This window comes from Arthrobacter sp. B10-11, from assembly GCF_033142195.1.
In the GTDB taxonomy this organism is placed as follows: Bacteria; Actinomycetota; Actinomycetes; order Actinomycetales; family Micrococcaceae; genus Arthrobacter; species Arthrobacter oryzae_C.
On sequence record NZ_JAWMTH010000001.1, the window covers coordinates 916979 to 929077 of the forward strand.

The 12099-nt window shown below is 67.0% G+C and carries 11 protein-coding genes; 2 read left to right on the top strand and 9 right to left on the bottom strand.

The features are described 5' to 3' along the window. Positions 1-91 precede the first annotated feature (91 nt). The 6 genes from RW112_RS04340 to RW112_RS04365 all read right to left on the bottom strand — a co-directional run bounded on the left by RW112_RS04340 (position 92) and on the right by RW112_RS04365 (position 7115). Positions 92-1258 carry an RtcB family protein gene (locus RW112_RS04340; RefSeq protein ID WP_317780552.1) on the bottom strand — a complete coding sequence of 389 codons (1167 nt, stop codon included), beginning with the start codon at positions 1256-1258 and terminating at the stop codon, positions 92-94. Positions 1259-1337: 79 nt separating this feature from the next. Beyond that, positions 1338-2759: a sulfate adenylyltransferase subunit 1 gene (locus RW112_RS04345; protein WP_317780553.1), complete on the bottom strand. Its 1422-nt coding sequence runs from the start codon at positions 2757-2759 to the stop codon at positions 1338-1340. Next, positions 2759-3706: a sulfate adenylyltransferase subunit CysD gene (gene cysD / locus RW112_RS04350; RefSeq protein ID WP_214953562.1), complete on the bottom strand. Its 948-nt coding sequence runs from the start codon at positions 3704-3706 to the stop codon at positions 2759-2761. The genes RW112_RS04345 and cysD overlap by 1 nt, the downstream gene beginning before the upstream one ends. Next, positions 3703-4431 (bottom strand): phosphoadenylyl-sulfate reductase, encoded by a 729-nt coding sequence (locus RW112_RS04355; protein ID WP_317780554.1) that lies wholly within the window; start codon positions 4429-4431, stop codon positions 3703-3705. Before RW112_RS04355 ends, cysD begins: the two co-directional genes overlap by 4 nt. Beyond that, positions 4431-6176, bottom strand: coding sequence for a nitrite/sulfite reductase (locus tag RW112_RS04360; protein WP_317780555.1), 1746 nt, complete (start codon positions 6174-6176; stop codon positions 4431-4433). The genes RW112_RS04355 and RW112_RS04360 overlap by 1 nt, the downstream gene beginning before the upstream one ends. 54 nt (positions 6177-6230) lie before the next feature. After that, positions 6231-7115: a sirohydrochlorin chelatase gene (locus RW112_RS04365; RefSeq protein ID WP_317780556.1), complete on the bottom strand. Its 885-nt coding sequence runs from the start codon at positions 7113-7115 to the stop codon at positions 6231-6233. Between the two features lie 60 nt (positions 7116-7175). Between RW112_RS04365 and RW112_RS04370 the strand changes: the two genes are divergently transcribed. Together RW112_RS04370 and RW112_RS04375 are read left to right on the top strand one after the other, a co-directional pair. Continuing rightward, positions 7176-7847 (top strand): trimeric intracellular cation channel family protein, encoded by a 672-nt coding sequence (locus tag RW112_RS04370; protein ID WP_317780557.1) that lies wholly within the window; start codon positions 7176-7178, stop codon positions 7845-7847. Positions 7848-7861: 14 nt separating this feature from the next. After that, positions 7862-8287, top strand: coding sequence for a hypothetical protein (locus RW112_RS04375; protein ID WP_055802665.1), 426 nt, complete (start codon positions 7862-7864; stop codon positions 8285-8287). A gap of 131 nt (positions 8288-8418) precedes the next feature. Here RW112_RS04375 and RW112_RS04380 read toward each other — a convergent pair whose 3' ends face one another. From RW112_RS04380 to RW112_RS04390, 3 genes are all read right to left on the bottom strand, one after another. Continuing rightward, positions 8419-9201, bottom strand: coding sequence for an endonuclease domain-containing protein (locus tag RW112_RS04380; protein ID WP_317780558.1), 783 nt, complete (start codon positions 9199-9201; stop codon positions 8419-8421). A 447-nt stretch (positions 9202-9648) separates the two neighbouring features. Then, positions 9649-10752 (bottom strand): polyprenyl synthetase family protein, encoded by a 1104-nt coding sequence (locus tag RW112_RS04385; protein ID WP_305941930.1) that lies wholly within the window; start codon positions 10750-10752, stop codon positions 9649-9651. Between the two features lie 9 nt (positions 10753-10761). Beyond that, positions 10762-12096 carry a geranylgeranyl reductase family protein gene (locus RW112_RS04390; RefSeq protein ID WP_317780559.1) on the bottom strand — a complete coding sequence of 445 codons (1335 nt, stop codon included), beginning with the start codon at positions 12094-12096 and terminating at the stop codon, positions 10762-10764. Between the last annotated feature and the right edge of the window lie 3 nt (positions 12097-12099).

The window sequence follows — 12099 nt, forward strand, 5'->3', positions numbered from 1 at the left end:
CCCCTCGGATTCCCGCGGCCCACGTACCCTGCAGAGTATCCAAGGCCGCCGGATTCAGCTACTGTCCGGTGGCGTCGGCCGCGGCGAAAGGTCAATCGCCTTTGACGTTGATCAGCTGCCGCAGGCTGTGTCGGATCGTCACCAGGTCCTCCGCATCGCGCATCACGACGTCAATGGGCTTGTACGCCGCGGGAATCTCATCAATGAAGGCCTCGCTGGCACGGAATTCAATCCCCTGCATCGCCTTTTTCAGCTCGTCCAGTGAGAAGGCCTTGCGTGCTGCCGTCCGCGAGTACTCACGGCCCGCGCCGTGCGGTGAGGAATTTAGTGACGCCGGATTGCCCCGCCCTTCCACCACGTACGACGCCGTCCCCATGGATCCGGGAATGAGCCCGGGATCGCCGCGCTCGGCCCTGATAGCCCCCTTCCGGGACACCCAGACTGATTTGCCGTAGTGCCTTTCCTGCCGGGTGAAGTTGTGATGGCAGTTGATCCGCTCAAGTTCCCGCACGGGGCCGCCCACCCAGTTGCCGAACTGGGTGATCACCCGGTCCATCATTTCCTCGCGGTTGAGCAGGGCGAAGTGCTGGGCCCAGTGCAGTTCCTCGATGTACCGGTCGAACTGGGAGGTGCCCTCCTCAAGGTAGGCGAGGTCAGGGTCGGGCAGGTGGATCTGCTTCTTTGCCACCGCGTGCCGGGCGATGCCGATGTGGTGCTGCGCAATCTTGTTGCCGACGCCGCGGGAGCCGGAGTGCAGGAACAACCAGACTGCCTGCGTCTCGTCCACGCAGACCTCGATGAAGTGGTTGCCCGATCCCAGCGAGCCTAGCTGAAGCTCCCACTTTTCGACGTACTGTCCGGGGTTGAAGCCGGCCTTGGCTGCCAGCTTCTTCAGCTCGGCGATGCGCGGCTCGGCCGTGGCCTTGACTGTCCGGTTGTTGTGTCCGGCGGACAGCGGGATGACCCGTTCAATGGCCTCCCGCAGCCGTTTCCGGTCCTTCGGCAGGTCATTCAGCGAGTACTGGGTCCGGACGGCGATCATGCCGCAGCCGATGTCCACCCCCACCGCCGCAGGTATCACAGCTCCCAGGGTGGGGATGACAGAGCCCACCGTGGCGCCCTTTCCCAGGTGGGCATCCGGCATCAGCGCCAGGTGCGGGTAGATGAACGGAAGCTTGGCGGTGGCCAGCGCCTGCTCGCGGGTTTTGTCGTCCAGGATCGAGGCCCAGTTGAGGAGTTTGCTGTTGATGGTTTCCATGTTTCGCCTCCCACTCCTGATGATGGTGGGCAGGGCGTACGGCGGCAAGGGCCCGGAAACCGCGAAGTCCTCAGTGAAATTAGATCGAGTAGCGCTCGTCCTCGTGGTCGCCCGGGTGGTCGTTGACCAGGCCGGCGGCCAGGGTGTTGCCGTCCAGCGGATCGATCACCAGGAACGCACCGGTGCGGCGGTGGTGCAGGTAGTTCTCCAGCGGCAGCGGGGCGGCGAGCCGGAGCTGCGCGTGGCCGATGTCGTTCAGTTCCAGGCTGGATGCGCCCTCCAGCTTGAACGTGGCGAGGTCCAGCTTGCCGCTGACGCTGCGGACCAGCGCCTGCACGGTGCGGGTGCCGTGCTTGACGAGCACCTTGGCGCCCTCGCGGAGCGGCTTCGGGGACAGCCAGCACAGCGCGGCGTAGAGGTCGGCGGAGGCTTCCCGCACAGTGCCTGCGGCGGCAATCGTGTCACCGCGGGCGACGTCGAACTCGTCTGCGAGGCGCAGCGCGACGGACTGCGGGGCGACGGCTTCGGTGAGCTCGGCGCCCGCGAAGTCGATACCTGTCACCGTGGTGGTGCGCGGGGCCTGGCCGGGGGTCAGCACGCTGACCTTGTCCCCCACGTTCACCGAACCTTCGGTGATCTGCCCGGCATACGCGCGGTAGTCACGGTACTTCTCGACGTCGAGTCCGCCGGCCACCGCGTCGGGCGCCAGCGCGCCCTGCGGCCGGACCACCAGCTGCACCGGGAAGCGGAAGCTCTCCAGGTGGCTTTCCAGTTCGTCCGCGGCGGGCAGCGTCTCGAGCACCTCGAGCAGGGCCGGGCCTGTGTACCACGGGGTGCGCTCCGAGCGCTCCACCACGTTGTCGCCGTCGAGCGCGGACACCGGAACCACCAGGAGGTCGGTGATCCCATCGGATCCTAGGCCGAGCTCGCGGCCCACCTTCTGGACGTCGGCTTCGATCTCGCGGAACACGCTCTCGCTGAAATCCACCAGGTCGATCTTGTTCACGGCCACAATCACGTGGGCAACGCGCAGCAGCTGCAGCACGGAAAGGTGCCGGCGGGTCTGCTCCAGGACACCCTTGCGGGCGTCAATGAGTACGACGACGGCGTCCGCAGTGGACGCGCCCGTCACCGTGTTCTTGGTGTACTGCACGTGACCGGGGCAGTCGGCCAGGATAAAGCTGCGGCGGTCCGTGGCGAAGTAGCGGTAGGCCACGTCGATGGTGATGCCCTGCTCGCGCTCGGCACGCAGGCCGTCGGTCAGGAGTGCCAGGTCGATCCCGCCGGCAGCCCCGCCGAAGCCGCGGTCCGCCGAGGTGCGGGCGACAGCGTCGAGCTGGTCGGCGAGGATTGCCTTGGAATCGTGCAGGAGGCGGCCCACCAAAGTGGACTTCCCGTCGTCGACCGATCCGGCGGTGGCGAAGCGGAACAGCGAGGCTGAGGCGAGGGGAGCCTCGTCAAGAAGGGCAGCCGCGCGGGCTGTATCGATTTCGGTGCTCATTAGAAATAGCCATCCTTCTTGCGGTCTTCCATGGCGGCCTCGGAGATGCGGTCATCCGCACGGGTGGCGCCACGTTCGGTGATGGTGGAGGCGGCAACTTCAATGACGACGTCGCGCACCGTGGCGGCGGCCGACTCAACGGCGCCGGTGCAGGACATGTCGCCGACGGTCCGGTAGCGGACGGTCTTGGTGATGACTTCCTCATCCGGGCGGGGCTGGGAGACCTCGCCCACTGCACGCCACATGCCGTCGCGGGCAAAGACCTCGCGGTCGTGGGCGTAGTACAGGCCGGGCAGTTCGATGTTTTCGCGCTCGATGTAGCGCCACACGTCCAGCTCGGTCCAGTTGCTGATGGGGAACGCGCGGACGTGCTGGCCCACGGTGTGGCGGCCGTTGTAGAGGTTCCACAGTTCGGGGCGCTGGTTGCGCGGGTCCCACTGGCCAAATTCGTCGCGGAGGCTCAGGATGCGCTCCTTGGCGCGGGCCTTGTCCTCGTCGCGGCGGCCGCCGCCGAAGACGGCGTCGAACTTGTTGCGCTGGATGGCGTCCAGCAGCGGAACGGTCTGCAGCGGGTTGCGGGTGCCGTCGGCACGCTCGGCAAGCTCGCCGGAATCGATGAACTCCTGCACGGAGCCGACGACGAGCTTGAGTCCCAGGCGCTCCACGGTGCGGTCGCGGAAGTCGATGACCTCGGGGAAGTTGTGGCCGGTATCCACGTGCAGAACGGGAAACGGAACCTTGCCCGGCCAGAATGCCTTGGTGGCCAGGTGCAGCATCACCACGGAGTCCTTGCCGCCGGAGAACAGCAGCGCAGGCTTCTCAAACTCGGCAACAACCTCGCGGATGATGTGGATTGCCTCGGACTCGAGGGTGTCCAGGCTGGAAAGGCGCGTGGAAACGGCAGCGTCAGTCACCTGGGTGGGCTCCTCAGTTAGGAAAGTGCTCATACGTGTAGTCCGCATTCTGTCTTGTCGGTTCCTGCCCAGCGGCCGGCGCGGGGATCATCGCCGGGCGCTACCTTGCGGGTGCAGGGCTGGCAGCCAATGGACGGGTAGCCCTGTGAAAGCAGCGGGTTGACGGGAAGGAGGTTGTCGTCGGAGTACTGCACCAGCTGGTCGAAGCTCCAGGCCGCCACCGGGTTGACCTTGACCAGGCCGTTTGTTTCGTCCCAGGTGATCAGCGGGGTGTTGGTGCGGGTGGGGGCTTCGTCGCGGCGCACGCCGGTGAACCACAGTTCGTAGCCGGCCAGGGTGCGGCGCAGCGGGGCCACCTTGCGGAGCGCGCAGCACTGGGCAGCGTCCCGGGCGAAGAGGTCCTTGCCGAGCAGGCGGTCCTGCTGCTCCACGGTGTTCTCCGGAAGCACGTCCACCACGTTGACGCGGAGGTTGGCGGCCACCTCGTCGCGCGTGGCGTAGGTTTCCGGGAAGTGGTAGCCGGTCTCCAGGAACAGGACGTCGACGCCGGGAAGCTGGTCAGCGACCAGCGCCGGCAGGACGGCGTCCGCCATGGAGCAGGCCACGGCCACGGCGGGCAGGTCGAAGTTCCGGGCCACCCACGCGATCACGTCGCGGGCCGGGGCATCCCAGCCGAGCTCGGCGGCGCCGGCCTCGGCCAGGGCCTTGAGCTCGTCGTGGGAGCGCTTGGCGGGTGCGGGTGCGAGATGTTTTGCCATTACTGGAGTGCCTCCTCATCTGCTGCGTGGGCCCACTCGGCGAAGGTCTGGCCTTCGGTGTGCTCGGCCACGAACTTCCGGACGACGCGCTCGACGTAGTCGGGCAGGTCCTCGACGTAGACCTTCAGGCCGCGGACGGTGCGTCCGAGGCCGGCCTCGTCACGGGTGTTGGAAGCCAGCCCGCCGCCCAGGTGGACCTGGAAGCCGGGGCTGGGGTCGCCGTCGGGCGTTGGCAGCATCATGCCCTTGAGTCCGATGTCCGCGGTCTGGATGCGGGCGCAGGAGTTGGGGCAGCCGTTGATGTGCAGGGACAGGGCGTGGGGCAGCTGGCCGCTCTCGGCGAGGTCCGCGAGGCGGCGTTCCAGCTCGGCCACGGCGGTTGCGGCGGTGACCTTGGTTTCCACGATGGCCAGCTTGCAGTACTCGATGCCGGTGCAGGCGATGGTGCCGCGGCGGAACACGGAGGGACGGGCGGAGAGGCCCAGTGCATCCAGTTCGGCAACCAGCGGCTCAACCTCGTCCTTGGGCACGTCCAGGACAACCAGCTTCTGGTGCGGGGTGGTGCGCAGGCGGTACGAGCCGCGGGCCTCGAGCGTGTCCGCGAGCTTCACCAGCTGCGCGCCGGAGAGCCGGCCGGCAATCGGGGTGGCGCCGATGAAGAACTTGCCGTCCTTCTGTTCGTGCACGCCCACGTGGTCGCCCGGCGTGGACGGCTTCGGGGCGGCGGGGCCGTCAGCGAGCTTGTAGCCGAGGTATTCGTCTTCAAGGATCTGGCGGAACTTCTCCGGACCCCAGTCGGCCATCAGGAACTTCAGGCGCGCCTTGGTGCGCATGCGGCGGTAGCCGTAGTCGCGGAAGATGCTGGTGACGCCGAGCCACACGTCGGCTGCCTGCTCGGGCGTAACAAAAGCACCGAGGCGCTTGCCGAGCATGGGGTTGGTGGACAGTGCGCCGCCAGCCCAGAGGTCGTAGCCGATGCCGAGTTCCGGGTGCTTGACGCCCACCAGGGCGAAGTCGTTGATCTCGTGCACCACGTCCTGGCTGGGGTGGCCGGTGATGGCGGTCTTGTATTTGCGCGGCAGGTTGGACAGCAGCGGGTTGCCGATGAAGCGCTCCCCCAGCTCGGCGATCAGCGGGGTGGGGTCGATGATCTCGTCCTTGGCGATGCCGGCCACGGGCGAGCCCAGAATGACGCGGGGGACGTCGCCGCAGGCTTCGGTGGTGGACAGGCCGACGCCTTCGAGCCGGGTCCAGATCTCGGGGATGTCCTCCACCCGGATCCAGTGCAGCTGGATGTTCTGGCGGTCGGTGAGGTCGGCGGAATCCCGGGCGAAATCAACGGAGATCTGGCCGATGACGCGCAGCTGCTCGGTGGTGAGCGCGCCGCCGTCGATCCTCACGCGGAGCATGAAGTACTTGTCCTCGAGCTCGTGCGGCTCCAGCGTGGCGGTCTTGCCGCCGTCGATCCCGGGCTTGCGCTGCGTGTAGAGGCCCCACCAGCGGAAGCGGCCGTGCAGGTCCTGGCCCGGAATGGAGTCGAAGCCGTCCTTGGAGTAGATGGATTCGATACGCTCGCGGACGTTGAGGCCGTCGTCCTCCTGCTTCCAGGTTTCGTTGGCGTTGAGGGGAGTTGTCCCGTCCACTTTCCACTGGCCGTGCGGCTTCGCTGCCGGACGGTTGGCGCGTGCAGGTCGCTTGGCGGCAGCGGAGTCCGCGGACGCTCCGGCTAGAGCTGTATCAGTCATGCATCGACTGTAGGTCCCACCCGAAAGCCGTCACAAAGGGTCGGAAACGCTAAGTCACCTAGGGAAATATTTCGTCATGAACCGCCGGAGAGCCTTGAAGAAGCCCTTGGGCTGTGCATGGTTCGGGGGCGTGGCGGGGGCTTCAGTGGTGGGTGCCGCGGGGGCTGCCGCTGGCGTGGAAGCCCCCGCGGCCACGGCGGCCGCAGGCGTGGAAGCCGCCGCGGCCACGGCGGCCGCAGGCGTAGCGGCCACGGCGGCGTCATAGCGGTCCAGGGCGATCTTGGCCATGATCCGGGACGGCAGCAGCGGCTCCGTCACAATGTCCGCTTCGGCTTTGGCCAGCTGGTCATGGAAGAACCCGTGGGCCAGCAGGTACGACGCGATGATTACCCGTCCCTTCCCCTCGCCGCCGGGGAATTCGTCGCGGAGGGAGGCGACGGCGTCGGGTACGGACGGTTTGGCGGCCGCGCCGTAGGCGGGAACTACCCTGTTGCCCCGCAGCGCCCGGAGGTGTTCGGCGAGTTCTTCAACACTGACCGAGGCCTTGGGGTTGGTGGATCCGGCGGCAGCCAGCACCACGGCGTCGTGCTCGGTGGCCCCGGCCTCGCGCAGCCGCTGGTCCAGGATCTCCGCCAGCCGCGGGTCCGGTCCGAGCGGCTCCGACGCAACAGAACCTTCCCTGCCGCGCGCCGCCTTCGCGATGTCCACCTTGGTGTGGAAGCCCACGCTCAGCAGCAGCGGAACGATGACGGCGTGCTCCCCTTCCGGCAGCCCGGCCATGACGTCCACCAGATCCGGGTCCTGGACATCCACGTAGGCCTCACGGACATCCAGCCCGGGGCGCAGGGCGCTGATGTCGGCACGGAGGCCGTTGACCTCGGCGGCGCCCAGCGGGCTGGACGTTCCGTGGGCACAGGCGATCATGATGGGGCTATTCATAGGGGCTAGCGTAACGTTGGAGCCGCCCCATCCGCCCCTTCACCTTGACCGGGACGCCCATTGACCATCACATTCGACGCCGTTCAGGTATGGCTGGATCTGGCCGGTGTTTTCTTTTTCGCGGTGTCCGGATCCCTGCTGGCGGCGCGGAAACAGTTCGACATCCTCGGTTCCCTGCTGCTCGCCTCGCTGGTGTCCCTGGGCGGCGGCGTCATCCGCGACATCATCCTCAACGACGGCCCTCCCGCGGCGTTCACCAACCCGGCCTACCTGGCTCCCCCGTTACTGGCCACGGTGCTGGTCTACTTCCTGTTTTCCAGCGTCCAGCGCTACACGTCGCTGCTGATGCTGTTCGACGCCGGCGGGTTGGCGCTGTTCTGCATCACCGGCACGCTCAAGGCGCTCACTGCCGGGATGAACCCGGTGGCGGCGGTCCTGCTCGGGGTTACGACGGCGGTGGGCGGCGGCCTGCTGCGCGACATCACTGCCAATGAGGTGCCCCAGCTCTTCGACCCGAAGGACCTCTACGCCCTCCCCGCATTTACCGGGGCAGCCCTGACCACCGCGCTGTGGGTTTCGGGGTCGTTCAACGCGGTCACCGCGGGGGCCGTTGCCGCCGTCGTTTTCGCGTTCCGCGTGACGGCATGGCGGCGTTCCTGGCGCGTTCCGCTGGCTGTCCGGGGGTGGCACCGGCTGGGGTTGGGGGCGGCCGAAAACGGTGGCCGGGATTAGCTAGGATAAGAACCATGACTGACATGTTCCTCGAGAAGTTCCGCGCGCTTGTTCCGAAGTATCTCGAAGACGAATGGCAGGAAGAGGACGGGCTGTCCCCCGAGGAACTCGACGAGGCCCTGTCCGAGCACCAGTTCCAGGTTCCGCTGGTCCTCCGGGAGTTCTACCAGGCAGTGGGCGGCTGCGAGGACCTCATGGAGGCGTACCACTACTTCTGGGACCCCGAGGAACTCGAAGTTGATGACGAAGGTTTCCTGATGTTCCTGGAGGACGAGGAAGAACAGTTCACCTGGGGTTTCCGCGTGGGCGATCTCGGCGTCCCGGATCCCATTGTGTACCGCCGCAACAACGCCCGCGGCCAGTGGAAGAGCGAAGAAGGCACCTTCTCCGAGTTCGTGTTCGACATGTTCGAGTGGGCGTTCGAGGGCGAAGAGGACTAGGATCCCTGCCGCCTTGCTGAGGCCGCCGCCGCCGTCGTGACCCTGTTTCAACCCCGCCGCCCGGCGCCACGCCGCAAACCCGGCGTGTCCCGCGGTCTGTCGCCGCAAACAAGGTCACGACGGCGTGGCGCTCACCAGGGCGCGAACCCGCCGTTGGCGTGAAGACGCAGTACGGCGCGGATCTCCGCCACCATGGCTTGGGGATGGTGCACCACGTCGTCGTAGTAGTAGCGGAGGGTCAGCCGGCCTCCCAGAATGCTGGCCCTGCTCCGGCGGTGGTCCTTCTTGATCTGCCGAGGTTCAAAATGGGACGCTCCGTCGAGTTCCACCACCAGCCAATCGTCCACAAGGCAGTCGACTTCGCCGACCCCGGGCAGTTCAACATGCATGCGAACACTGAGGCCCGCACGGACAAAATGCGTATGCGCCAATATTTCCAGCAGTGAGTCCGCCCTGGGAATCAGGAGATCCAGCACGGCGCGCGCCCTGCCGTTCCGCTTCCCTGGCAGCTTTTTCCGCAGGTATTCAGCCGTGATGTCACCGCGCTGGGCGGCGCATTGCACCATCACTAACGCGTCCAACTCGGGCAGGCACCTCAGGGCATGCAGCAGCACGTCAGCAAGCCCGGCCACTGGCAGCGACGGATGCTTGGGATGGGTGCAGGTTGAATGGTCCACCACACCCGCTTTAGGCACCCCGTTTCCGCAGCTCAAGTGCAATGCCGGTGCCGGGCGCAGCGCCCAAAGGTTGTAGTAGGCGGCGGCCGAGATACACGTGAGCCGGCCGTTGAACCGAAAGGCGGCCAGGACGCCGTCGTCCGCGGTTGCTGTCGCGTAGACGCCCCTGAACGGGCGGAACAGCAGGCCGCCTGCCACTGCGGCCTCAAGCTCCGCCCGCTGGAAGCCGGCGGCCACCAGCTGACTTCGTTTGGCCGCACCACCCCGAGGCCGCAGAAAAGTGAAGAGGTCCATCGAGCCATGATGGGTCCGGCAATCAGGCTGCAACATCCCGTGGCGAGACTATGTGGACAACCCGTAGCCGCCGTGCCGACCCTGTTTCGACGCTGGGAGCACGCGACTCGCCGTGGCTGCCCCTATTTCGCAGGCACAGTAGGCAAAACAGGGTCGGTGGGGTGGCCACAGCCCCCAACGAACTGTGACACGCCGATTAACACACCGGCTCGCATTTGTGACAAACCTGTCATAGACTGTTTCACGGATCCACTAAATGCCTCCGGTGGATCTGATGCGAACGGAGAAATGGCCCCGGTTCGACGCAGCGTATGACTCGTATTGCTGCAGAGAACCGGGGCCATACCGTTTTTAAGGCCTCAGAGTTGCGGCCTCCCGGCCTTGAGCAAACTAGCTCGCGCGGTCCACCACGGCCAGTGCGAAGCTGGTGAGGGAATCCTTGACCACGCCTTCCGGCAGCGGCGCCAGGGCGGCGATGGCTTCATCGGCCCAGGCACGCGCCACGACCCACGATTCCGCGGTGACCCGGTGGTCGCGCAGGCCCGCCACGGCGGCGGCGAGTGCCTCGTCCGAGGAGAGGTCGCCGTCGATCAGTTTCAAGAGTTCGACGGCGGACTGGTCACCTTCGGCGGCGGCGTTGCGCAGGAGCAGCACCGGCAGGGTGGGCACGCCTTCGCGCAGGTCCGTGCCCGGGGACTTGCCGGACTTGACCTTGATTCCGGTGACATCGATGACGTCGTCGGCCAGCTGGAAGGCCACGCCGATCTTCTCGCCGTACTCCACCAGGAGCGGCTCGTAGGCTTCGTCGGCACCGGAGAAGATCGCGCCGAGCTGGCCGGAGGCAGCCACCAGGGAACCGGTCTTGTCTGCGATGACGGACAGGTAGTGCTCCACGGGGTCCTCGTCGGGGCGGGGTCCCACGGTCTCGTGCAGCTGGCCCAGGCACAGCCGTTCGAAGGTGCGGGCCTGGATCCCGAGCGCGCGTGAGCCAAGCTCGGACACCAGGATGGAGGCGCGGGCGAAAATCAGGTCGCCGGTGAGGACGGCCACGGAGTTGCCCCAGACCTCGTGGGCCGTGGGGGCGCCGCGGCGGAAGGGGGCCGAGTCCATCACGTCGTCATGGTAGAGCGTGGCCAGGTGGGTGAGTTCAACCACCACGGCGGCCTGCACCACGGCCGGCCGCGAGGCGTCACCGAGGTGGGCGCAGAGCAGGGCCAGCAGCGGACGGATCCGCTTGCCGCCGGCTTCCACCAGGTGACGCGACGTTGCGTCGGCCAGCGGATCGGAGTTGGCAATGGCCTCGCGGAGCTTCTTTTCCACGCGGGCAAGGTTGGTGGTGATGGCCGGGCCCAGCTCCGGGTCGGCCGCGATGGCTGCGAAACCGGCCGGCAGCTGGAGTCCTGTGGCGATCGCGGTGGTGTTGGGCTCGGGCTCCCTGGTGTCCGGCAGGCCGTGTCCGGCGTGGGTCCAGCTGTGCTTGGCAGAGTTCGTCACGGGTTAACCCTAACTTTTTGTTGCGGAAACCGCGGAGGTGTAGCTGGACGGGGACAGGGAGGTGTTGGACGTGGCAGGCACCAGGGCCTCCAGCAGCCTGATCACCCTGTCCTCGAATCCCTTGGCTGATTCATCCGTGACGTTGGCCATCAGCCGGACGACGAACTTCATGAGTGCGGGCAGCGGCATCCCGGTGCGCAAAGCGAGCTTCATCACGGACGGCTTGCCGATCACCGAGGCGAACGCGCGGCCCAGGGTGAAGTGGCTCCCCCACTGGCCCCGCACATAGTCCGCGTACCCCTTGAAGTGGAGGTCGGCGTCGTCGTGCGTCCACTTGGCGTAGCGGCTCTGCCAGGTATTGGCGTCAATGACATATTCGGCCGCAAAGCGGGCGGATTCCATGGCGTAGGAGATGCCCTCGCCGTTGAACGGGGAAACCATGCCGCCGGCGTCGCCCAGGAGCAGCAGGCCCGGGTAGTAGTGCGGGGTGCGGTTGAAGCCCATGGGCAGGGCGGCGCCGCGGATTTCGCCCACCTGGTTCTCGGGCGTGAAGCCCCATTCGGCGGGCATGCCGGCGGTCCACTCGCGCAGGACCTGCTTGTAGTCGAGCTTGCCGAATTCCCTCGAGGAGTTCAGGATGCCCAGGCCCACGTTGGAGGTGCCGTCGCCCACGCCGAACACCCACCCGTACCCGGGGAGCAGTTCGCCGTCGCGGCCGGGAAGTTCCAGCCAGCCTTCCATCCAGTCGTCGTCGTGGCGGGGGCTGGTGAAGTAGGTGCGGACGGCGACGCCGAGCGGGCGGTCGTCACGCTTCTCGATGCCGAGGGATACGGCGGTCCGGGAGGAGTTTCCGTCTGCGGCGAGTACGACGTCGGCGTGGAAGTCGCGCGTCTCCCCCGTTTTGCGTCCGGACTCGTCAAGCAGTGCGGCGCGCGCGCCGACGACCCGCCCGTCCGCTGTGCGCAGGGCTTCGGTGACGCTGTGCCCTTCGAGAATGGCGGCGCCGGCGGCTTCGGCATGCCGGGCCAGTTCCTCGTCGAAGCCCAGGCGGGTGCGGATCAGGCCGTAGGTGGGGAAGTCGGACACTTCGGGCCAGGGCAACTCGATGGTGCGGCCGCCGGCTATCAGGCGGAGGCCCTTGTTGCGCCGCCAGCCTGCGTCCTCGGAATGGGGCAGTCCGAGCTTCTGGATCTCGCGGACGGCACGCGGAGTGAGGCCGTCACCGCAGACCTTTTCGCGCGGGAACCTGGTTTTTTCCAGCACCGTGACCTGGATGCCGGCCTTGGCGAGGTAGTAGGCGGCAGTGGACCCTGCGGGGCCGGCGCCGACGATCAGTACGTTCACGGC